Origin of the sequence: Kitasatospora sp. NPDC056138, assembly GCF_042264695.1 — a bacterium.
Taxonomy (GTDB): Bacteria; Actinomycetota; Actinomycetes; order Streptomycetales; family Streptomycetaceae; genus Kitasatospora.
In genome coordinates this window covers 23958-45408 of sequence record NZ_JBHJVK010000046.1, presented here as the reverse complement: position 1 = coordinate 45408, position 21451 = coordinate 23958, and the positions used below count along the sequence as shown (strand labels likewise).

General features: G+C 72.6%; 18 protein-coding genes. 2 read left to right on the top strand and 16 right to left on the bottom strand.

The features are described from left to right. Window positions 1–128: 128 nt before the first annotated feature. Window positions 129–965 (bottom strand): ABC transporter permease, encoded by an 837-nt coding sequence (locus ACFC1R_RS25480; protein ID WP_375942312.1) that lies wholly within the window; start codon window positions 963–965, stop codon window positions 129–131. Then, on the bottom strand, window positions 965–1915 hold the full coding sequence (locus ACFC1R_RS25475; RefSeq protein ID WP_375942310.1) for an ATP-binding cassette domain-containing protein: 951 nt from the start codon (window positions 1913–1915) through the stop codon (window positions 965–967). Before ACFC1R_RS25475 ends, ACFC1R_RS25480 begins: the two co-directional genes overlap by 1 nt. A gap of 97 nt (window positions 1916–2012) precedes the next feature. Here ACFC1R_RS25475 and ACFC1R_RS25470 point away from each other — a divergent pair, with 97 nt between their 5' ends. Next, a complete protein-coding gene (locus ACFC1R_RS25470) occupies window positions 2013–2708 on the top strand; it encodes a TetR/AcrR family transcriptional regulator (protein WP_375942308.1) in 696 nt (231 codons plus the stop codon). 381 nt (window positions 2709–3089) lie between these two features. Here ACFC1R_RS25470 and ACFC1R_RS25465 read toward each other — a convergent pair whose 3' ends face one another. The 3 genes from ACFC1R_RS25465 to def form a co-directional block, all read right to left on the bottom strand. Further along, window positions 3090–4520 (bottom strand): RsmB/NOP family class I SAM-dependent RNA methyltransferase, encoded by a 1431-nt coding sequence (locus ACFC1R_RS25465; RefSeq protein ID WP_375942306.1) that lies wholly within the window; start codon window positions 4518–4520, stop codon window positions 3090–3092. A 144-nt stretch (window positions 4521–4664) separates the two neighbouring features. Next, the gene (gene fmt / locus ACFC1R_RS25460) at window positions 4665–5600 is read right to left on the bottom strand and encodes a methionyl-tRNA formyltransferase (RefSeq protein ID WP_375942305.1); all 936 of its coding nucleotides are present in this window, start codon (window positions 5598–5600) and stop codon (window positions 4665–4667) included. 28 nt (window positions 5601–5628) lie between these two features. After that, entirely contained in the window at window positions 5629–6174 is a 546-nt protein-coding gene (def, locus tag ACFC1R_RS25455) for a peptide deformylase (protein WP_375942303.1), read from the bottom strand. A gap of 263 nt (window positions 6175–6437) precedes the next feature. Between def and ACFC1R_RS25450 the strand changes: the two genes are divergently transcribed. Continuing rightward, window positions 6438–6950, top strand: a complete 513-nt coding sequence (locus tag ACFC1R_RS25450) for a hypothetical protein (protein WP_375942357.1) — start codon at window positions 6438–6440, stop codon at window positions 6948–6950. 248 nt (window positions 6951–7198) lie between these two features. On the opposite strand, the gene ACFC1R_RS25445 is transcribed toward ACFC1R_RS25450, so the two are convergent. The 11 genes from ACFC1R_RS25445 to carB form a co-directional block, all read right to left on the bottom strand. After that, entirely contained in the window at window positions 7199–9268 is a 2070-nt protein-coding gene (locus ACFC1R_RS25445) for a primosomal protein N' (RefSeq protein WP_375942301.1), read from the bottom strand. Window positions 9269–9690: 422 nt separating this feature from the next. Beyond that, window positions 9691–10899 carry a methionine adenosyltransferase gene (gene metK, locus ACFC1R_RS25440; protein ID WP_375942299.1) on the bottom strand — a complete coding sequence of 403 codons (1209 nt, stop codon included), beginning with the start codon at window positions 10897–10899 and terminating at the stop codon, window positions 9691–9693. 183 nt (window positions 10900–11082) lie between these two features. Continuing rightward, a complete protein-coding gene (coaBC, locus tag ACFC1R_RS25435) occupies window positions 11083–12306 on the bottom strand; it encodes a bifunctional phosphopantothenoylcysteine decarboxylase/phosphopantothenate--cysteine ligase CoaBC (RefSeq protein ID WP_375942297.1) in 1224 nt (407 codons plus the stop codon). A gap of 216 nt (window positions 12307–12522) precedes the next feature. Continuing rightward, entirely contained in the window at window positions 12523–12789 is a 267-nt protein-coding gene (gene rpoZ / locus ACFC1R_RS25430; protein ID WP_030240625.1) for a DNA-directed RNA polymerase subunit omega, read from the bottom strand. An 80-nt stretch (window positions 12790–12869) separates the two neighbouring features. Then, the gene (gmk, locus tag ACFC1R_RS25425; protein WP_375942295.1) at window positions 12870–13427 is read right to left on the bottom strand and encodes a guanylate kinase; all 558 of its coding nucleotides are present in this window, start codon (window positions 13425–13427) and stop codon (window positions 12870–12872) included. A gap of 72 nt (window positions 13428–13499) precedes the next feature. Beyond that, on the bottom strand, window positions 13500–13826 hold the full coding sequence (gene mihF, locus ACFC1R_RS25420; RefSeq protein ID WP_375942293.1) for an integration host factor, actinobacterial type: 327 nt from the start codon (window positions 13824–13826) through the stop codon (window positions 13500–13502). Window positions 13827–14092: 266 nt separating this feature from the next. After that, window positions 14093–14929, bottom strand: a complete 837-nt coding sequence (gene pyrF / locus ACFC1R_RS25415) for an orotidine-5'-phosphate decarboxylase (RefSeq protein ID WP_375942291.1) — start codon at window positions 14927–14929, stop codon at window positions 14093–14095. Continuing rightward, complete coding sequence (locus tag ACFC1R_RS25410; protein WP_375942289.1) at window positions 14926–15897, bottom strand: dihydroorotate dehydrogenase; 972 nt, start codon at window positions 15895–15897, stop codon at window positions 14926–14928. Before ACFC1R_RS25410 ends, pyrF begins: the two co-directional genes overlap by 4 nt. Next, the gene (locus ACFC1R_RS25405; RefSeq protein ID WP_375942287.1) at window positions 15897–16745 is read right to left on the bottom strand and encodes a dihydroorotate dehydrogenase electron transfer subunit; all 849 of its coding nucleotides are present in this window, start codon (window positions 16743–16745) and stop codon (window positions 15897–15899) included. Before ACFC1R_RS25405 ends, ACFC1R_RS25410 begins: the two co-directional genes overlap by 1 nt. A gap of 227 nt (window positions 16746–16972) precedes the next feature. Beyond that, the gene (locus ACFC1R_RS25400; protein WP_375942285.1) at window positions 16973–18073 is read right to left on the bottom strand and encodes a quinone-dependent dihydroorotate dehydrogenase; all 1101 of its coding nucleotides are present in this window, start codon (window positions 18071–18073) and stop codon (window positions 16973–16975) included. A 67-nt stretch (window positions 18074–18140) separates the two neighbouring features. Continuing rightward, window positions 18141–21449: a carbamoyl-phosphate synthase large subunit gene (gene carB, locus ACFC1R_RS25395; protein WP_375942283.1), complete on the bottom strand. Its 3309-nt coding sequence runs from the start codon at window positions 21447–21449 to the stop codon at window positions 18141–18143. Between the last annotated feature and the right edge of the window lie 2 nt (window positions 21450–21451).

The following is a 21451-nucleotide window of genomic DNA, read 5'->3' as shown; positions in this document are numbered from 1 at the left end:
CTCGATCCGCTCCGATCCGCCTCGGTCCACGCGGGTCCACCCTGATCCACACCGGTCCGCCCCGGTTCACGCCGATTCAGCCGGCTTCGATTCAGTTCGATCAGGTTCGATCCGGCCCGGTCCCCGAACTACCGTCCGTGCGAGACGAATTTGCGGACGGCCAGCGGGGCGAACACCGCCAGCAGCAGCCCCGACCAGAGCAGGGTGGCGGTGACCGGGTGCTGCACCGGCCAGGCCGACCCCACGGCCCCGGGGTTGTCGAACAGCCGACGGCAGGCGCCGACCACCGCGCTGACCGGGTTCCACTCCGCGACCGCGCGCAGCCAGACCGGCATGCCGCCGGTGGGCACGAAAGCGTTGGTCACCATGGCCAACGGGAAGGTGAGCACCGACAGTTGGCCGGCCAGTTCCTCCTTCCCGGCGGCCAGACCGAGGTACATGCCGACCCAGGTCATGACGAACCGGAACAGCACCAGCAGCCCGTACGCACCGAGGGCCGGACCGAGGCCGTCGCGGATCCGCCAGCCAACGGCGAGGCCGACCAGGGTGAGCGGGACCAGGACGACGATGTTCACCAGCAGATCGGCGAGCGCCTGGCCGAGCAGCAGTGCGGTGCGGGAGACCGGCATGGACCGCATCCGGTCGGTGATGCCCCGGCCGACGTCCCGCGCGGCGCCGACCATGGTGGGCATCAGTCCGTTGACGGCGACCATCACGAACAGGCCGGGCATCAGGAACTCGCGGTAGTTGCCGCTGCCGGGCACGGTCATCGCACTGCCGAAGACGTACCCGAAGACCAGCACCATCACCACCGGGACCGCGAGCGAGGCGAGGATCAGGCCCGGCGAGTGCCGGTAGGCCAGCAGGACGCGCACGGCGGAGGTCCGGGTGTCCGAGAGCAGTCGGACCCGGCCCGGCGGGGCGGCAACGGGGTTGGCGGAGACGGTCGTTGTGGCGGTGCTCATCAGGCGGCCCTCCCGGGTGGGGCGGTGAGTGCGAGGAAGACGTCGTCGAGCGAGGGGGTGCGCAGCGCCACGTCCTGCGCGGCCACGCCGGCGGAGTCGAGCTCCCGGACGAGCTGCGGCAGAGCGACGCTGCGGCCGGCGGCGGAGGTTACCACGACACGCCGTTCGACCGGTTCGGCGACCGGCTCCCCGGCTGCGAAGTGGGCCAACACGGCTGCAGCTGCGCCGAGTTGCGCCGCTTCCGCGACGGTGACCTCGATCCGGGTGCCGATCGCGGCCTTGAGGCGGGCGGGCGTACCGGACTCGATGACCACCCCGCGGTCGATCACGGCGACGGCGTCGGCGAGCCGGTCCGCCTCGTCCAGGTACTGGGTGGTGAGCAGCACGGTGGCACCACCGGCGGCCAACTCCCGCACCGCGTCCCAGATTTCCTGACGGCTGCGCGGGTCGAGACCGGTGGTGGGCTCGTCCAGGAAGAGCACGGGCGGCGCGGTGACCAGGCTGGCGACCAGGTCGAGCCGGCGGCGCTGGCCGCCGGAGTAGGTGCGCACCAGGCGGTCGGCGACCTCGTCGAGGTCGAAGCGTTCGAGCAGTTCGCCGGCGCGGCGGCGGGCACCCCGGACGCCCAGCCCGTGGAAGCGGCCGACCAGGTGGAGGTTGTCCCGCCCGGTGATGCCCTCGTCGACGGCGGCGTACTGCCCGGCGAGCCCGATCGAGCGGCGGACCTGGGCGGGCCGACGGACCACGTCGTAGCCGTTGACCCGGGCGCTGCCCGCGTCGGGCAGCGCAAGGGTGGCCAGGACCCGCACGGCGGTGGTCTTCCCCGCACCGTTGGGGCCGAGCAGGCCGCACACGGTGCCGGCCGGGACGGTCAGGTCGAGGCCGCGCAGCGCGTCGGTCGCACCGAAGCTCTTGCGCAGGCCCTCGACGGCGATGGCTGTCTCGGTCATGCTGACGCCTTTCTAGGTACGGCGTACGTAGAACATACCCAGACGCTACTACGTACGGTGTACTTAAGTAAACTGGCTGCCGAGGTGATCTTTCGACATGCCGTCCCGCCAGCCCGAAGCCCCCGAGTTGATCTGGCTCCTCCCGGAGCACAGCGGCCGGGGCCCACGTCCCGCGCACAGCCGAGCCTCGATCGCGGCGGCCGCCGTCAGAATCGCGGACGCCGAAGGACTGGACGCGGTCTCCATGCGCAAGGTCGCCGCAGAGCTCGGCGCGGGGACGATGTCGCTCTACAACTACGTCCCGAAGAAGGAACACCTCTTCGACCTGATGGTCGACCAGATCGCGGGCGAGTACGAGCTCCCCACCGAGCCCTCCGGCGACTGGCGGGCCGACCTCACCGCGCTGGCCGGCCGACAGCTCGCCGTTCTGCGCCGGCACGGCTGGGCGGCGCGGCTGATCGCCACCAGGCCGTCACTGGGACCGAACGGGCTGCGCTACACCGAGCACTTCCTCGGCGCGCTGGCCGGCACCGAACTGACCGGCTCGGCCAAGATGGAGGCGATGTCCCAACTCAACGGGTTCCTCTGCCAGTTCGCCGAATGGGAACGCTCGGCGACCGGCAGCAGCCCGCGCTGGATCTCCGACATGGTGACCTACCTCCAGGGCGTCGCCATGAGCGGCGGGTACCCGAGGCTCGCCCAGGTCCTCGCCGAGGGGCCCGCCCCGAGCGGCCCGGACGCCGTCTTCGACCGCCTGCTTCAGCGCATCCTGACGGCCATCTGCGAAACCTGACCCTCCCAGGAAGCGCCACGCCGGGTAGCGGACCGTCGCGCGCTCGACCGCACGGTGCGGTCGACCACGGGACGTTGCCGACTCCACGGCCCGACCGGCCCCACGGCCCGGTCGACCGCGGGCGCGGCTGCGGGACGCGGTCAACAGCGGGCGCGGCTGCGGAGGACGACCGCCTTCGGCCGGGCCCGGCGGACCGGGTCACGGGCCGGGTGCACCCCGCCACGTCCCGGGGTGCTGCACCCGGCCCGCCGGAGGAACAGCGCGGGCTCCGCCTCCCGCTGCGCGCCCACAGCCGGCGGACAGGGGCCCGCGCGCTGCCCGCCGCCCCCTGCACACTGCCCGGCGGCCCCGAGCCACCGGCCGCCGGCCCCCGAAGTGCGGCTAGGCAGTACGCCGCAGCAGTGCCAGGTACATCGCATCGGTACCGTGCAGGTGCGGCCAGAGCTGGACGTCCGGTCCCTCCCCCAGCGCGGGCACACCGGGCAGCAGCGGGCGCGCGTCGATCCACTCCAGGCCGGGCTCCGCGCGCAGCACGTCGTCCACCACCGCACGGGTCTCGGCGAGGTGCGGCGAGCAGGTCGCGTAGCCGACCACCCCGCCGACCCGGGTGGCCCGGACCGCCGCACGCAGCAGGTCGCGCTGGAGCGGCCCGAAGCCGGGGATGTCGTCCTGCCGTCGGCGCCAGCGGGCCTCCGGCCGACGCCGCAGCGCGCCGAGCCCGGAGCACGGCACGTCCACCAGCACCCGGTCGAAGGCACCCTCCCGCCAGGCGGGACGCGTGCCGTCGGCGGCGATCACCGTGTACGGCCCGGGGTTGCCGTTCAGCGCACGCGCGACCAGGCGGGCGCGGTGCGGCTGCTTCTCGGAGGCCACCAGCGCGGCGCCGCGCTCGGCCGCGAGGGCACCGAGCAGCGCGGCCTTGCCACCGGGGCCCGCGCAGCCGTCCAGCCAGAGCCGGTCCGAGCCCTCCACCGGCGCGTTGGCCAGGGCGAGCGCGACCAGCTGGCTGCCCTCGTCCTGGACACCGACCCGGTTCTCCCGGACGGCCTCGATACCGCCGGGCTCGCCGCCCTCGGCGAGCCGCACCGCGTACGGGGACCAGCGTCCGGCCTGCGCCTCGGGCAGCGCCTCGCGCAGTTCGCCGACGGTGGCGCGGCCGGGGCGGGCGACCAGGGTCACCTCGGGGCGGTCGTTGTCGGCCCGCAGCAGCTCCTCGATCGCGGTCCGGCCGGAGGCGTCCGGCTGCCAGCGGCCGAGCGAGTCCCAGAGCGCGGAGACCACCCAGCGCGGGTGCGAGTGGACGACCGCGAGGTGGTCCTCGGCGTCCTGCTCGTACGGCGGGGCGACCTGCTGCACCCAGGTGTCCAGGTCCTGGGCGCTGATCTTGCGCAGGACGGCGTTGACGAACTTGGCGCGCCCCTCACCGAGCACCGCACGGGCCAGTTCGACGGTGGCGGAGACCGCCGCGTGGGTGGGGATCCGGGTGGTGAGCAGCTGGTGCGCGCCGAGCGAGAGCACGTCCAGGACCGGCGGGTCCACCTCCCGCAGCGGGCGGTCGATGCAGGCGGCGATGACCGCGTCGTAGGTGCCCTGCAGGCGCAGCGTGCCGTAGACCAGCTCGGTGGCCAGCGCGGCGTCGCGGCGGTCCATGCCCTTCTGCTCGGCCTCGCGCAGCAGCGACGGCAGGATCAGGTTGGCGTACGCGTCGCGCTCGTCCACCGCCCGCAGGGCGCGGAAGGCGACGATCCTGGCCGGGTCCTTCTTGGGACGGCGGTGCGGACGGGGGGCGCGCTTGGCGCTGGGAGTGCTCACTTGATGCCTCGGAAGGTGCTGCGTTGGTTAGGTGGTCGGCGCCGGTTGCGACGGCGGTGCTGCAACGGTGGTACTGCGACGGCGGCGTGGCGGTACCACGGCGGCGGTGCTGCGGCGGTACTGCAACAGTGGTGCGGCGGCGGCTCAGAGCCCGAGCAGCTCGCCGGACTCGATCCGGACGCCTCGGGCCCAGTCTGCCGCGCGCATCGGCTTCTTGCCCTGCGGCTGGACCTCGCCCAGCTCGACCTCGTGGCTCCCGGTACCGACCCGCACGCTGTTCTTGGCGACCGCGAGCTCGCCGGGGGCGAGCTCGGCGGCCTCCGTCAGCAGCCTGACCGGGCCGGAGAGCTTGAGCCGCTCGCCACGGAAGGTGGTCCAGGCGCCGGGTGCGGGGGCACAGCCGCGCACCACGCGGTCGATCCGCAGGGCGGGGTGGGACCAGTCGATCCTGGCGTCCTCGACGGTGATCTTGGGCGCGAGGGTGATGCCCTCGGCGGGCTGCGGGACGGCCTGCAGGGTGCCGTCCTCGATGCCGTCCATGGTCGCGACCAGCAGGCGGGCGCCCGCGTGCGCGAGGCGGTCCAGCAGGACGCCGCTGGTGTCGTTCGGACGGATCTCCTCGGTGAGCAGGCCGAAGACCGGGCCGGAGTCCAGACCCTGTTCGATCAGGAAGGTGGAGGCGCCGGTCACCTCGTCGCCCGCGAGCACCGCGTGCTGGACGGGAGCGGCCCCGCGCCAGGCCGGGAGCAGCGAGAAGTGCAGGTTGACCCAGCCGTGTTCGGGGATCTCCAGGGTGCCGGGGCGCAGCAGCGCGCCGTAGGCGACCACCGGGCAGCAGTCCGGGGCGATCTCGGTGAGCCTGGCCTGGAAGTCGGCGTCGCTCGGCTTGGCCGGCTTGAGGATCTCGATCCCGGCCTCCTCGGCGCGCTGGGCGACGGGGCTGGCGACCAGTCGGCGGCCGCGCCCGGCGGGGGCGTCGGGGCGGGTGACCACCGCGACGACCTCGTGCCGGTCGGAGGCCAGCAGGGCGTCCAGGGCGGGAACGGCCACCTCGGGGGTGCCGGCGAAGACGAGGCGCATGGGTGCCTTTCTGGGGGGCTTGCGGAGGTCAGCGGGCGGAGCCGAAGGTGCTGTGCGGGGAGATCTTGACGGTCGGCGCCGGGCCGTCGCCCCAGTCCGCCTCGCGGATCGCCTTGAGCGCGGCCTTGCGCTGCTCGCGGTCCAGGCGGTCGATGAAGACGATCCCGTCCAGGTGGTCGGTCTCGTGCTGGATGCAGCGGGCCAGCAGCTGGGTGCCCTCGATGCTCACCGGGTCGCCGTACATGTTGAAGCCCTTGGCGACCACGCCGAACGCGCGCTTGGTGTCGAAGCGCAGGCCCGGCAGCGACAGACAGCCCTCGGGGCCGTCCTGCTCCTCGTCGGTGAGGCTGAGGTCGGGGTTGATCAGGTGGCCGACCACACCGTCCACGTTGTAGGTGAACACCCGCAGGGAGACGCCGAGTTGAGGCGCCGCCAGGCCCGCGCCCGGGGCGTCCAGCATGGTGTCGGTGAGGTCCTTGACCAGCCCGCGCAGCTCCTTGTCGAAGGTGGTCACCGGCCGTGCGGTGGCGCGGAGCACGGGGTCACCGAAGATCCGGATCGGCTGGATCGCCATGGCTGGGAGCTCCTGTCGGTACGGGTTCGGCGCTGGTTCGGTGCGGTTGCAGTGCTGGTTCGGTGCGGTTCGGTTCGGGCATCTGCGGAGGCCACGGGGAAGTCTATGCAATCCGGGACGCCCGTTCGGCCCAGCTTCTGGCATATCCCGTCTGGTCGCAGCGCGTGACCCCGGCGCCCGTCCGGCGTTGGTCAAGTGGGATTGACCGGGACGCGAACGCGTCCCGACCGGATTCACCGTACGGAGAGGTGGCACAGAGGGCCATGGCCGAGCAGATCAACCACGACGCGCGGGCGCGGGCCAGCCTGCACCTGCTGGTGCGGGACATCGAGCGGGTGCGGCGACAGGTGGACGCCCTGCGCACCCTCACCGCCCAGCTGGGCAACGTCTACCGGCCGCGTCGGCCCAGTACCTCCGCCGGATTCGTGGTGTACGGGCGCGCGCCCGCCCCCACCGTCCGGCTCGCCCAGGAGCTGCGCGAGAGCGTGGAGACGCTGGTCGCGGCGGCCGTCGAGTTCGACCGGGCGCTGGGATTCTCCTGGGACTCCGTCGGTTCCGCCCTGGGCGTCACCAAGCAGGCGGTGCACCGGCGGTACGGCATGCGCCGCCCGAGCAGCGAACTGCTGGCGGCGGCCGTGCCGGCACCGGGCGTCCCCGGACCGTCCCGCCCGGACCGCGGTGAGGAGCTGCCCGCCGGCACCCAGCCGCTGGCCCGCACCGTCCCCGCCGCCCGCCAGGGCGGCCTGGAGCGCCCGAGCATCCCGCTGCGCGGCTGACCCCGGCCGCGCCCCGGCACGATCGGGCGGGCACACAGGGGCGCGGGGAACTGCGCGAATCGGAAGAGATCTGTGCCGCACATCTCCCGGGGGGAGCGGGGTGCACCGCGTGGCCCCGCAGGGGGCGGTGCACCCCGCCCACCGGCAACCGGTACAGCTCCCCCCTCCCGCAGTTCCCCACATCTCCGCCCCTCCGGAAGGGCTCGGCCCGAAAGAGCTCGGCCCGGGTGAGCCCGGCCCGAAGGAGCTCAGCCGATGTCCGGCGGATCGATCCGCACCTTCACCGGATCCGCCGTCCGCAGCGCCACCCGGGCGATCTGCGCCGCCTTCAGGGCCGCCGCCAGCGCCGCCCCCTGCCCCGGCGCGACCCGCAGCAGCGCACGCTCCAGCTCCTCGCCCCGCCCGCCGGGCACCTCGATCGGGCCGAGCACATCCGTCCCCTCCGGCAGCCGGACCAGCGAGAGCAGGTCGGCGACCGCGTGCGGCGCACCCGTCACCGAGGCCATCCGGGAGACCGGCGGGAAGTGCAGCGCCGTCCGCTCCTCCAGTTCCAGCGCCGCGTGCCCGGCCGGATCCCAGCGCACCAGTGCCTGCACCGGCCGCGCCGTCGCCTCGGCGACCACCACCACCGTGCCGCCCTGCTCGGCGGGCCGCACCAGCCCGGCGGCGGCCGTCCACATCCGCAGCGCCTCCTCCCCCGCCCGCAGATCCGGACGCCCCAGCAGGGCCCAGCCGTCCAGCAGCAGCGCGGCCGCGTACCCGGCGCCCTCCGCGACCGGCTCCGCACCCGGCGTGGAGATCACCAACGCCGGCTCCCCGGAGACACCGGCGAGCACCGCGTCGCGGCCCGAGGTACGGACCGGCACCCGGGGGAACGCCTTGCCCAGCTCCTCGGCCGTCCGCCGGGCACCGACCACCTGCGCCCGCAGCCGGAACGAGCCGCACTCGGGGCAGTGCCACTCCGCCTCCGGCTGCCCGCACCAGCCGCACTCCAGCGGCGCGCCGGCCGAGCCCGCCTCCAGCGGCCCCACACAGTGCCGGCACCGCGCCGGCGTACGGCACCGCCCGCACGCCAGCCTCGGCACGTAGCCCCGGCGGGGAACCTGGATCAGCACCGGGCCCAGCTTCAGCGCCTCGTGCGCGACCTCCCAGGCCAGCCACGGCAGCCGGGCCGCCTGGGCCGCGGCGTCCCGCGCCTGGTCCTGGTCGGTGACCGTACGCACCCGGGGGGCCACCGCCCGGACGGTCTCGCGCTCGGCGGCCAGCGGGCGCGCCCAGCCCGTGCGCAGCAGCTGCGCGGCCTCCACCGTCACCGACAGCCCGCCGAGCAGGACGCCCGCGTTCTCCTCGGCGGCCCGCAGCAGCGCGACCTCCCGGACGTGCGGGTGCGGGGCCCGCGGATCGCTGTGGCTGCTGTCGCCGTCCGACCAGACCACCACCAGGCCCAGGTCCCGGACCGGGGCGAAGACCGCCGCCCGTGTCCCGACCGCGGCCCGCACCGCGCCCCGGCTGACCGACAGCCAGCGCCGGTAGCGCTCCTTCGGCCCGAGGTCGGCAGCCAGTACGGCGTGCCGGCCCTCGCCGAGCAGCGCGGTGAGGGCCTCGTCCACCCGGGCCACCGCCCGGCCGTCCGGCAGGACGACCAGCGCGCCCCGGCCGCCGGCCAGGGTCGCGGCGACGGCGCGGGCGATCTCCTCCGGCCAGGTCGGCCCGGGCAGCGCCGTCCACACCGCACGCGGCGAACGCCCCTCGGCGAGCGCCGCCAGGAAGTCCGCGCCCTGCGGGTAGCGGGTCAAGCTCCCGGGCTCGGGGCGGGGCGGCACCGGCAGCAGCGGTGCCGACGGCTCGGCCTCGGCCTTGGCGTGCCGGGGCGGGATCGCCAGCTGGAGCACGTCGGCGAGCGAACCCGCGTACCTGTCCGCGACCGTGCGGCAGAGCCGCAGCAGCGCGGGGGTGAGCACCCGCTCCGGGGACAGCACCTGGGCGAGCGGGGCCAGCGGGCCCGCGTAGTCGGAGTCGGCCCGGCGCTCGACGATGAAGCCGCTGTGCAGCTCGCCACCCTCACGACGGCCCGGCGCGACGATCCTGGCACCGAAGCGGACCCGCACCCGGACACCGGGCTGCGCCTCCTCGGCCATGGTCGCGGGAACGGCGTAGTCGAAGTACTGGTCGAGATGGAGCAGCCCCTTGTCGACCAGCACCCGCGCCACCGGCAGGTCGTCCGCCAGCTGGGCGCCGCGCCACGTCCGGGGCTTGGCCTTGCGGACCGTCTCCCGGATGAACGCCAGCTGCTCACCGGCTCCGTCTGTGCTGCTCATCCGCCCTCCATGCGACCCGCCACCCCGGGCCTGCCCAACATAGCCCCCGGCACCGACAACGTGGCCGAACGGCCCCACCCGCAGCCCTCGCGGCAGGGCCGGAACCCACCGGAATCCGAAGCGCACCGGGGGTCCGGACCTCACCGGGGCAACGGGATGCAACCCACCCGCCGTGGCCGGCCTCGCCCGGCGCCTCCCGCCGCGCGCAGTTCCCCGCACCCCCGATCAGCCGCCCCCTGACCGGCTGCCTCCCGACCCCACCCGGCCGACCGCCAACCAACCGGCCCGCCGCCAGCCGCCAGCCGCCAGCCGCCAGCCGCCAGCCGCCAGCCCAGGCTGCGCCGCGCCTGCCCGGCGCACAACCGCAGGCGGCGGCCACCCCGTGAAGGGTGACCGCCGCCTGCGGCACGCGGTGGTGTGGATCAGGCGCTGACGGCCTTCTTCAGCGCCTCGGCGCGGTCGGTCCGCTCCCAGGTGAACTCCGGCAGCTCACGGCCGAAGTGGCCGTACGCGGCGGTCAGGGAGTAGATCGGGCGCAGCAGGTCGAGGTCGCGGATGATCGCGGCCGGACGCAGGTCGAAGACCTCGGTGACGGCCTCCTGGATCTTCAGCACCGGAACGGTCTCGGTGCCGAAGGTCTCCACGAACAGACCCACCGGCTCGGCCTTGCCGATCGCGTACGCGACCTGGACCTCGGCACGCTGCGCCAGACCGGCCGCAACGATGTTCTTGGCGACCCAGCGCATCGCGTACGCGGCGGAGCGGTCGACCTTGGACGGGTCCTTGCCGGAGAAGGCACCGCCACCGTGGCGGGCCATGCCGCCGTAGGTGTCGATGATGATCTTGCGGCCGGTGAGCCCGGCGTCGCCCATCGGGCCGCCGATCTCGAAGCGGCCGGTCGGGTTCACCAGCAGGCGGTAGCCCTCGGTGACCAGCTTGATGCCCTGGTCGGCGAGCGCCTTGAGCTCCGGCTCCACGACGAACTCGCGGATGTCCGGGGTGAGCAGCGAGTCCAGGTCGATGTCGCTGGCGTGCTGGGTGGAGACCACGACGGTGTCCAGGCGGACGGCCTTGTCGCCGTCGTACTCGATGGTGACCTGGGTCTTGCCGTCCGGGCGCAGGTACGGGATGGTGCCGTTCTTGCGGACCTCGGTCAGGCGGCGCGAGAGGCGGTGCGCGAGGGTGATCGGCAGCGGCATCAGCTCGGGCGTGTCGTCGCAGGCGTAGCCGAACATCAGGCCCTGGTCGCCGGCGCCCTGGCGGTCGAGCTCGTCGTCGTCGCCCTCGACCCGGTGCTCGTGCGCGGTGTCGACACCCTGGGCGATGTCCGGGGACTGCGCGCCGATCGAGACCGAGACGCCGCAGGACGCGCCGTCGAAGCCCTTCTTCGAGCTGTCGTAGCCGATCTCCAGGATCTTCTCCCGGACCAGCTGCGCGATCGGCGCGTACGCCTTGGTGGTCACCTCACCGGCGATGTGCACCAGGCCGGTGGTGATCAGCGTCTCCACGGCGACCCGGGAGGTCGGGTCTTCCTTGAGGAGGGCGTCCAGGATGGTGTCGCTGATCTGGTCAGCGATCTTGTCGGGGTGTCCCTCGGTCACGGATTCCGAGGTGAACAGGCGGCGAGACACAGCGCTCCCTGGGGTTGCAGCGGCTGCTGACTGAACGCCTCCGGGGTCCGGAGGCATCCGGAAAGACTTGATTCCTGGAGTGTAACGGTCAGCTACCGGCTGACGGCACTCACATCGAAATCTTGAGACCGATCACTCATATTCGATCGTCCGCCCGAACTCCTCGCGAACCCCGTCCCGGGATCACCCGAGGCGAGCGGCGACCTCGTCCCAGACCCTATCCGCCAGCGCCTCCTTGGGCCCGTCGGGAACGGCAATCTCTGCGCCGTCCGCGCCGAGCAGCACCGCGGCGTTGGTGTCCTGCCCGAACGCCTTGCCACCGCCGACCTCGTTGACCACCAGCAGGTCGCAGCGCTTGCGGGCGAGCTTGGCACGGCCGTTGGCGAGCACGTCGTCGGTCTCGGCGGCGAAGCCGACCACCAGCTGGCCGGGCCTGGCCCGCCGGGCGGAGAGCTCGGCGAGGATGTCCGGATTGCGGACCAGCGCGATCGGCGGCTGGTCCACCCCGTCCACCTTCTTGATCTTGCCGGTGGCGTACTCGGCCGGACGGAAGTCGGCCACGGCCGCGGCCATCACCACCGCGTCGGCGTCCAGCACGGCCTTCAGCGCGGCCTCGCGCAGCTGGAGTGCCGTGGAGACGTGCACCACGTCCACCCCGGCCGGGTCGGGCAGGGTGGCGTTGGCCGAGAGCAGGGTGACCCGCGCGCCGCGGGCGGCGGCCGTGGTGGCCAGCGCGTAGCCCTGCTTGCCGGAGGAGTGGTTGCCGAGGAAGCGGACCGGGTCGAGCGGCTCACGGGTGCCGCCCGCCGAGATCACCACGTGGCGTCCCGCCAGGTCCTGCTCCAGGCGGCCCCTGGCGAGCACCCGGCGGCAGGCCTCGAAGATCTGTTCCGGCTCCGGCAGCCGGCCCTTGCCGGTGTCCGCACCGGTCAGCCGTCCGACGGCCGGCTCCAGCACGATCACGCCCCGGCGGCGAAGGGTGGCGACGTTCTCCCGGGTGGCCGGGTGCTCCCACATCTCGGTGTGCATGGCGGGGGCGAGGACCACCGGACAGCCCGCGGTCAGCAGGGTGTTGGTGAGCAGGTCGTCGGCCAGGCCGTGGGCGGCCTTGGCGAGCATGTCCGCGGTGGTCGGGGCGACCACCACCAGGTCGGCCTCCCGGCCGATCCGCACGTGCGGGACCTCGTGCACCCGGTCCCAGGTCTCGGTGGCGGCCGGCCGGCCGGAGAGCGCGGCCCAGGTGGCCTCGCCGACGAAGTGCAGCGCGGCCGCGGTCGGCACCACGGTCACCTGGTGCCCGGACTCGGTGAACCGCCGCAGCAGCTCACAGGCCTTGTACGCGGCGATGCCGCCGCTGACGCCGAGGACGACACGGGGGGCGTCGGGCTGCTCCGGGCGAGCGTTCATGACGGGGTCTCTCTCCTCCGGGTGGGGTCACGCCCACCCTACGGCGCATCAGAAGCCGACTGCACCAGACCGTGTCCCACGGCACAGCAAAGGCACGGCGGAGGACCTCGAAGGCCCCGCGGCACGGCGAACGACCGCGAAGGCGCCGCGCAGGAGCCTCGGCACGTCGAAGGGGCCCGCCGGACGACAGTCCGACGGGCCCCTTCGACGACGGGCTCAGGCAGCCTCGATGGCCTCGGCCGTGAGCATGCCCGCGTTGATCTCGCGAAGAGCGATCGACAGCGGCTTCTCGTGCACGTGGGTGTCCACCAGCGGGCCGACGTACTCCAGCAGGCCCTCACCGAGCTGCGAGTAGTACGCGTTGATCTGACGCGCACGCTTGGCCGCGTAGATCACCAGGCTGTACTTGGAGTCGGTGGCCTCAAGCAGCTCGTCGATCGGCGGGTTGATGATGCCCTCGGGCGCGGTCATGGAAGAGGACACGCGAAAACCTTCCGAAACGGTGGCTAAAAAACAGAAATGCCGATCAGATCAGCGGTGCTGCCGTAACGGCAACGATCTGGTCAGGCTACACCCAGCAAGGCTAGCAGCTCGGCCGCCACCTGCTCGACGGAGGTGTTCACCAGGGTGGTGTCGAACTCGCTCTCGGCGGCCAGCTCCACCTTGGCCGCGGCCAGCCGCTCGTCGATCACGTGCTGCGACTCGGTGCCCCGGCCGGTGAGCCGGCGGACCAGCTCCTCCCAGCTCGGCGGAGCCAGGAAGACCAGCTGCGCCTCGGGCATCGACTCGCGCACCTGGCGGGCGCCCTGCAGGTCGATCTCCAGCAGCACCGGCTCACCGCGGTCGAGCCTCTCCTGGACGGCCTGGCGGGGCGTGCCGTAGCGGTTGCCGGCGAAGACGGCCCACTCCAGCAACTCGCCGTTGGCGACCAGCTTGTCGAACTCGTCGTTGTCGACGAAGTGGTACTGGACCCCGTGCTGCTCGCCCGGCCTCGGGTGCCGGGTCGTCGCCGACACCGAGAGCCAGACCTCGGGGTACTGCTGCCTCATATGAGCGACGACCGTGCTCTTGCCGACCCCCGAAGGGCCGGAGAGCACGGTCAGCCGCGGACGTTCACTCATGTACCGATTATCCCGGATCGCGGACGTTCCGGGGACCACGGGGGCCCGGACGGGTCAGTCCGGGGGCCGGAGTCAGGAGGCGGTGTTGCCGAACTCCCGCTCCAGCGACGCGATCTGGTTCGATCCGAGACCGCGCACTCGGCGGCTCTCGCTGATCCCGAGACGCTCCATGATCTGCTTGGCCCGCACCTTGCCGACGCCCGGAAGGCTTTCGAGCAGGGCGGAGACCTTCATCTTGCCGATGACCTCGTCATCGGACTTGCCCGCCTTGATCACGTCACGCAGCGAGGCATTGGAGTGCTTCAGCTTGTTCTTGACCTCAGCGCGCTGCCGGCGAGCATCGGCGGCCTTGGCGAGCGCAGCGGCGCGCTGTTCGGGGGTAAGGGGCGGAAGAGCCACGCCGTTCACCTCGGGATGTGGAAGGAAGGGATGAGCTATGACTGTTTGGTGCCAAGGACACCGGTTGCAGTGGAACCTAATGGCTCTGACCTGCAAGAGCAACGCTTCGCGAAGCCCTTTGGTGACCTATCGCCGGACACTACCCAACTTGAGCCCGCGCGTCAGGAAAAGAACACGAAAAGTCCTGGTCAGCCAAGGCCGACCAGGACTTTTCCGGACAAATCAACCTGTCGGAAAGCAGGTTTTGCTAACAGATGTGATGCTGCTCACTTTTCCAGTACGGCGCCGATTTCCTCGACAAAGCGCGCCGAGGCGTCACGCAGCGCCGTCACGGACGGTCCGTGCTTGAGGATGTCGCGACTCACGCTGGGCACCACGTCGCGCACCGCACCGCCGAAGACCCGGGGCAGGTCGGCGGCGGTCGCGCCCTGGGCGCCGACGCCGGGGGCGAGCAGCGGGCCGTTGATGTCCAGGTCCACCCCGGCCTCGGCCAGGGTGGCGCCGACCACGGCACCGAAGGAGCCCATCGGCTCGGCACCCGCGTTCTCGGCCGCCAGGCGGCGCAGCACGTTCTGGGCGACGCTCGCGCCGTCGGCGGCCACCGCGCGCTGCACCTCGTGGCCCTCGGGGTTGGAGGTGAGCGCCAGCGCGAAGACCCCCGCGCCGTTGGCGCGGGCCAGGTCGAGCGCGGGCTGCAGCGAGCCGAAGCCGAGGTACGGGCTGACCGTGACGGCGTCCGAGAAGAGCGGGCTGGCGGGCGACAGGAAGGTCTCGGCGTAGGCGGCCATGGTGGAGCCGATGTCGCCGCGCTTGGCGTCCATCAGCACCAGCGCGCCGGCCTCGCGGGCCTCGGCGACGGTGCGCTCCAGGACGGCGATGCCGCGGCTGCCGAAGCGCTCGAAGAAGGCGGCCTGCGGCTTGAGCACGGCGACCTGCTCGGCCAGCGCCTCCACCACGGTGCGGCTGAACCTCTCCAGCCCGGCGACGTCGTCACCGAGCCCCCAGGCGGCCAGCAGGGAGGCGTGCGGGTCGATGCCGACGCAGAGCTGACCACGGGTGTCGAGGGCGTGGCGCAGGCGGGCGCCGAAGGGGGCGAGAGTCATGGGAGCCTTTCAGCGGTGACTGGGCGGTGGGCGTATCCCACCGCTTCGGTGAACTTGGCGAAGCCTCGTCGGGCCAGCTCGGTGCGCAACTCGTCGAGGATGCGCAGCGGGGCCGTCGGGTCGTTGAACAGGGCGGTGCCGACGGCGAGTCGGCCGGCCCCGGCGAGCGCGAACTCCAGGGCGTCCCGACCGGTCCGGATGCCGCCCATGCCGATGATCGGCACCGGCGGGATCCGGCCGGCCAGCATCGCGGCGTGCACCTGGTGGACGCAGCGCACCGCGATCGGCCGGATGGCCGGTCCGGACAGGCCGCCGGTGCCGCCGGCCAGTGCGGGCCGCAGGGTGTCCAGGTCGATGGCCAGCCCGAGGGTGGTGTTGACCATGGACAGGCCGTCGGCGCCGGCCTGGACGCAGGCGGCGGCGATCTCCGTGATCGAGGTGACGTCCGGCGAGAGCTTGGCGTAGACGGGCAGTTCGGCGTCGGCGACCTCCCGGACGGCCCGTACGACGTCGTAGCTGGTGGCCGGGTTGGCGGCGAACAGCAGGCCGCGGTCGGCGGTGTTGGGGCAGGAGATGTTGAGCTCCAGGCCGATCACCCCGGGCTGTCCGTTGAGCCGGGCGGCCAGCTCGACGAACTCCTCCAGGCGCTCCCCCGCGATCGAGACCAGCACCCGGGCGCCGCGCTCGGCCAGCCACGGCAGCTCGTTGCGGACGAAGGCGTCGATGCCGGGGCCCTGCAGCCCGACCGAGTTGAGCATCCCGGACGGGGTCTCGGCCATCCGCGGGGTGGCCCGTCCGGAACGCGCCAGCGGCATGATCGTCTTGGTGGTGACCGCGCCCAGCTCGTCCAGTGGGACGAACTTGGCCAGTTCCCGCCCGTACCCGGCGCAGCCGGAGGCGGTGGTGAGCGGGTTCGGCAGCGTCAGCGGGCCGAACTGCACGGTGAGGTCCACGTCCTGAGGGTCCATCAGCTCAGCCCTTCCATCGCGGCGGCGCCCTCCAGGTCCGGCGGTACGGTGCCGATGTCGCCCCAGCGGACCCGGGCGCCGTCGAAGACCGGCCCGTCCGTGCAGGAGCGGACGAAGCGGCTCACGCCGTCCGCCCCGACCACCGGCAGCACGCAGGTCATGCAGATGCCGACACCGCAGGCCATCGCCTCCTCCACGGCGGTGTGGCAGCGGGCACCGAGGCCGAGGGCGATGGTGGTGACGGCGCGCAGCACGGGCATCGGGCCGCAGGCGTGCACCACGGTGGCGTCGATCGCCTTGATCGCCTGCGCCAGCGGGTCGGTGACCCTGCCGGCCAGCCCGGCCGAACCGTCCTCGGTGACCACCAGGACGTCCTGGGTGATCGCACGGGCCTGCTCGACCCCGTACAGCCGGTCGGCGCTCGCGGCGCCGAGGATGAAGCCGACCTGGCCGCCCCGGCGCCGGATCTCCTCGCCGAGCGCGACCAGCGGCGCGCCGCCGTAGCCGTCCGCGACCAGCAGTGCGGACACCGGACCGTCCGGGAGCGGGAACGGCGTCCCGAGCGGGGCGATCAGGTCGAGCCGGTCGCCGACCCGGGTGCGGGCCAACTCCCTTGTCCCCTCGCCCCGTTCGGCGATGACCAGTTCGATCGTCCCGGCCTCGGGGTCGGCCCGGTGGATGGCGAGGGCCCGCCGCAGCAGTCTGCCCGAGTCGGCGCAGGCCAGGGTCGCGAAGTGGCCCGGTCTGACCCGTGGCGCGGCCTGGGGTGCCCGCAGCACCAGGCGGTGGTAGGAACCCTCGGCGGTCCGGGAGAGTACCTCGGCTCGGATCTGGACGGGGTGGGCCATGTGTGGTTCACCTTCCGGCTGGCCTGTGCGCACGTGACGCTCCGAACTCTCCCAAACCACCACGTGCCCTGTCATATCCCCCGTGCTCCGCACACCACCGAGGGTCGCGAGACACCACGTCGAGGGTCGCGAGCGGGCACCCCCCGGGGGGCGCGGGCGCGGCTCCAGGGAGCGTGTAGCTCCCTGGAGCGCCGGCTGTGCGGTCCCCCGCGCCCCCAGGCCCTGCCTCAGCTCTCCTTGGCCGTGCCCACCGCGTCGGCGATGGTGCGGTAGCCGCTCGCCCGCAGCCGGGCCGAGAGGCCCTTGTGCACGCGGCGCATCCAGAACGGCCCCTCGTAGATGAAGGCGCTGTAGCCCTGCACCAGGTCCGCGCCGTGCACGATCCGCTGCCAGGCGTCCTCGGCGGTCTCGATGCCGCCGACGGCGATCAGCACCAGCCGGCCCTCGGTACGGGCGCGCAGCCGCTGCAGCACCTCCAGCGAACGCTCCTTGAGCGGGGCCCCGGACAGCCCGCCCGCGCCGATCTCCTCGATCCGGGCGGCCGACTCGCGCAGGCCGCCCCGGCCGATGGTGGTGTTGTTGCAGATGATGCCGTCCAGGCCCAGGTGCAGGGCCATGTCAGCGATCTCGTCGATGTCCTCGTCGGCCAGGTCGGGGGCGATCTTCACCAGCAGCGGGACGTGGCGCGAGGTGACCTCGTCGGCCTTCTTGCGGACGTCCCAGAGCAGCGGGCCGAGGACCTTGACGGCCTGCAGGTTGCGCAGTCCGGGGGTGTTCGGCGAACTGACGTTGACCACCAGGTAGTCGGCGTGCCGGGCGAGCCGCTCGGTGCTCTTCAGGTAGTCGGCGGTGGCGTCGGCCTCGTCGACCACCTTGGTCTTGCCGATGTTGACGCCGATCACCGGGGTGGAGCTGGTGTGCGGACGGGCCGCGAGGCGGGCGGCGACCCGGGCGGAGCCCTGGTTGTTGAAGCCCATCCGGTTGATCAGCGCCCGGTCCTCGACCAGGCGGAACAGGCGCGGCGCGGGGTTGCCGGACTGCGCCTCACCGGTGATGGTGCCGATCTCGACGAAGTCGAAGCCCAGCATGGACAGTCCGTCGATGCCGATGCCGTTCTTGTCGAAGCCGGCGCCGAGCCCGAACGGGCCCGGCAGGTCGAGTCCGAGCGCGGTGGTGCGCAAGCGCGGGTCGCGCGGGGCGAGCACCAGGCGGACCAGCGAACGCAGGCCGGGCACCGAGGCGGCCAGCCGGATCCAGAAGAAGGCGAGGTGGTGGGCCTTCTCCGGGTCCATCTTCTTGAAGACCAGGTTGAACAGGAGCTTGTACACGGCGCTGAGCCCTTCCTGAGCATGGGTGTGGGGGGCGCCGGCACGGGCGCCCCCCACTGGGATCGGACTACTGACGGCCGGCGTTGATCAACGCCGCGTGCTCCTGCAGCGACATCACCCCGACCTCGCCGCGCAGCAGCGCGTCGATGCCCTGGACCGCCGCGCCCATCGCCTGGACGGTGGTCAGGCACGGCACGCCGCGCGAGACGGCGGCGGTGCGGATCTCGTACCCGTCGAGACGGCCGCCGGTGCCGTACGGGGTGTTGATGATCAGGTCGACCGCACCCTCGTGGATCAGCTGGATGATGGTCTTCTCGCCGTTCGGGCCCTCGCCCTCGCTGTGCTTGCGCACCAGCGTGGACGGGATGCCGCCGCGCTGCAGCACCTCGGCGGTACCGGCGGTGGCCAGCACCTCGAAGCCCTGGTCGACCAGCGCACGGGCCGGGAAGACCAGGTTGCGCTTGTCACGGTTGGCGACCGAGACGAAGACCTTGCCCTTGGTCGGCAGGGCGCCGTACGCGCCGGACTGGGCCTTGGCGTACGCGGTGCCGAAGACCTTGTCGATGCCCATGACCTCGCCGGTCGAGCGCATCTCCGGGCCGAGCACGGTGTCCACGCCGCGCCCGTGGATGTCGCGGAAGCGGCTCCACGGCATCACGGCCTCCTTGACCGAGATCGGGCAGTCGGCCGGCAGCGTGCCGCCGTCGCCCTCGGCCGGGAGCAGGCCCTCGGTGCGCAGCTCGGCGATGGTCGCGCCCAGCGAGATCCGGGCGGCGGCCTTGGCCAGCGGGACGGCGGTGGCCTTGGAGGTGAACGGCACGGTGCGCGAGGCGCGCGGGTTGGCCTCCAGGACGTACAGGATGTCCCCGGCCAGCGCGAACTGGATGTTGATCAGGCCGCGGACGCCCACACCGCGCGCGATCGCCTCGGTGGAGGTGCGCAGGCGCTTGACGTCGTAGCCGCCGAGGGTGATCGGGGGCAGCGCGCAGGCCGAGTCGCCGGAGTGGATGCCGGCCTCCTCGATGTGCTCCATGACGCCGCCGAGGTAGAGCTCGGTGCCGTCGTAGAGCGCGTCGACGTCGATCTCGACCGCGTCGTCCAGGAAGCGGTCGATCAGCACCGGGTGCTCGGAGATCAGGCCGGCGTGCCGCTCCAGGTAGGAGGCGAGCGACGCCTCGTCGTAGACGATCTCCATGCCGCGGCCGCCGAGCACGTAGGACGGGCGGGCCAGGACCGGGTAGCCGATCTCGTCGGCGATCGCCTTGGCCTCCTCGAAGGAGAAGGCGGTGCCGTGCTTGGGCGCGGGCAGGCCCGCGTCGCGCAGCACCCGGCCGAAGGCGCCGCGCTCCTCGGCCAGGTCGATGGCCTCGGGCTGGGTGCCGACGATCGGCACGCCGTTGTCCTTGAGCGCCTGGGCCAGGCCCAGCGGGGTCTGGCCGCCGAGCTGGACGATCACACCGGCCAGCGGGCCGGCCTGCTGCTCGGCGTGGACGATCTCCAGCACGTCCTCCAGGGTGAGCGGCTCGAAGTAGAGCCGGTCGGAGGTGTCGTAGTCGGTGGAGACGGTCTCCGGGTTGCAGTTGACCATGACGGTCTCGTACCCGGCCTCGGCGAGCGCGAAGGAGGCGTGCACGCAGGAGTAGTCGAACTCGATGCCCTGGCCGATGCGGTTCGGGCCCGAGCCGAGGATGATCACTGCGGGCTTGGTGCGCGGCGCGACCTCGCTCTCCTCGTCGTAGGACGAGTAGAAGTACGGGGTCCTGGCGGCGAACTCGGCGGCGCAGGTGTCCACGGTCTTGAAGACCGGGCGGATGCCGAGCGCGTGCCGCACCTCGCGGACCACGTCCGGCTTCAGGCCGCGGATCTCGCCGATCTGCTGGTCGGAGAAGCCGTGCCGCTTGGCGTAGCGGAGCAGCTCGGGGTCGAGCTTCTCGGCCTCGGCCAGCTCGGTGGCGATCTCGTCGAGCAGGAAGAGCTGGTCGACGAACCACGGGTCGATCCTGGTGGCCTCGAACACCTCCTCCTGGGTGGCACCGGCCCGGATGGCCGCCATGACGGTGTTGATCCGGCCGTCGGTGGGGACCTGGGCCTTCGTCAGCAGCTCGGTCTTGTCACCGATCTCACCGGCCCAGGAGAACTGGCTGCCCTTCTTCTCCAGCGAGCGCAGCGCCTTGTTGAGCGCCTCGGGGAAGTTGCGGCCCATGGCCATGGCCTCGCCGACCGACTTCATGGTGGTGGTCAGCGTGGCGTCGGCGCTCGGGAACTTCTCGAACGCGAAGCGCGGGACCTTCACCACGACGTAGTCGAGGGTGGGCTCGAACGACGCCGGGGTCTGCTCGGTGATGTCGTTCGGGATCTCGTCCAGCGTGTAGCCGACGGCCAGCTTGGCGGCGATCTTGGCGATCGGGAAGCCGGTGGCCTTGGACGCCAGCGCGGAGGAGCGCGAGACGCGCGGGTTCATCTCGATCACGATGACCCGGCCGTCGACCGGGTTGATCGCGAACTGGATGTTGCAGCCGCCGGTGTCGACGCCGACCTCGCGGATGATCGCGATGCCGATGTCACGGAGCGTCTGGTACTCGCGGTCCGTCAGCGTCATCGCCGGGGCGACGGTGATCGAGTCGCCGGTGTGCACGCCCATCGGGTCGAAGTTCTCGATCGAGCAGACGACCACGACGTTGTCGTTCTTGTCGCGCATCAGCTCGAGCTCGTACTCCTTCCAGCCGAGGATGGACTCCTCCAGGAGCACCTCGGTGGTCGGCGAGAGGGTCAGGCCCTGGCCGGCGATGCGGCGCAGGTCCTCCTCGTCGTGGGCGAACCCGGAGCCGGCGCCGCCCATGGTGAAGGAGGGGCGGACCACGACCGGGTAGCCGCCGAGCGTCTCGACGCCCTTGAGGACGTCCTCCATGGAGTGGCAGATCACCGAGCGGGCGGACTCGCCGTGGCCGATCCTGGCGTTGACGGCCTCGACCACGCCCTTGAAGAGCTGGCGGTCCTCGCCCTTGTGGATGGCCTCGACGTTGGCGCCGATCAGCTCGACGCCGTACTTGGCGAGCGTGCCGTTCTCGTGCAGCGAGATCGCGGTGTTGAGCGCGGTCTGCCCGCCGAGGGTCGGCAGGAGCACGTCGGGGCGCTCCTTGGCGATGATCTTCTCGACGAACTCCGGCGTGATCGGCTCGACGTAGGTGGCGTCGGCGATCTCCGGGTCGGTCATGATCGTGGCCGGGTTGGAGTTCACCAGGACGACCCGCAGGCCCTCGGCGCGCAGCACGCGGCAGGCCTGGGTGCCCGAGTAGTCGAACTCCGCCGCCTGGCCGATCACGATCGGGCCGGACCCGATGACCAGGACGGACTTGATGTCAGTGCGCTTCGGCACGG

Bases quoted from the DNA above. Each gene is read 5' to 3' on its own strand.
- ACFC1R_RS25480 (WP_375942312.1), bottom strand. From the start codon at position 965: ATGAGCACCGCCACAACGACCGTCTCCGCCAACCCCGTTGCCGCCCCG.
- ACFC1R_RS25475 (WP_375942310.1), bottom strand. From the start codon at position 1,915: ATGACCGAGACAGCCATCGCCGTCGAGGGCCTGCGCAAGAGCTTCGGT.
- ACFC1R_RS25470 (WP_375942308.1), top strand. From the start codon at position 2,013: ATGCCGTCCCGCCAGCCCGAAGCCCCCGAGTTGATCTGGCTCCTCCCG.
- fmt (WP_375942305.1), bottom strand. From the start codon at position 5,600: ATGCGCCTCGTCTTCGCCGGCACCCCCGAGGTGGCCGTTCCCGCCCTG.
- def (WP_375942303.1), bottom strand. From the start codon at position 6,174: ATGGCGATCCAGCCGATCCGGATCTTCGGTGACCCCGTGCTCCGCGCC.
- ACFC1R_RS25450 (WP_375942357.1), top strand. From the start codon at position 6,438: ATGGCCGAGCAGATCAACCACGACGCGCGGGCGCGGGCCAGCCTGCAC.
- ACFC1R_RS25445 (WP_375942301.1), bottom strand. From the start codon at position 9,268: ATGAGCAGCACAGACGGAGCCGGTGAGCAGCTGGCGTTCATCCGGGAG.
- coaBC (WP_375942297.1), bottom strand. From the start codon at position 12,306: ATGAACGCTCGCCCGGAGCAGCCCGACGCCCCCCGTGTCGTCCTCGGC.
- gmk (WP_375942295.1), bottom strand. From the start codon at position 13,427: ATGAGTGAACGTCCGCGGCTGACCGTGCTCTCCGGCCCTTCGGGGGTC.
- pyrF (WP_375942291.1), bottom strand. From the start codon at position 14,929: ATGACTCTCGCCCCCTTCGGCGCCCGCCTGCGCCACGCCCTCGACACC.
- ACFC1R_RS25410 (WP_375942289.1), bottom strand. From the start codon at position 15,897: ATGGACCCTCAGGACGTGGACCTCACCGTGCAGTTCGGCCCGCTGACG.
- ACFC1R_RS25405 (WP_375942287.1), bottom strand. From the start codon at position 16,745: ATGGCCCACCCCGTCCAGATCCGAGCCGAGGTACTCTCCCGGACCGCC.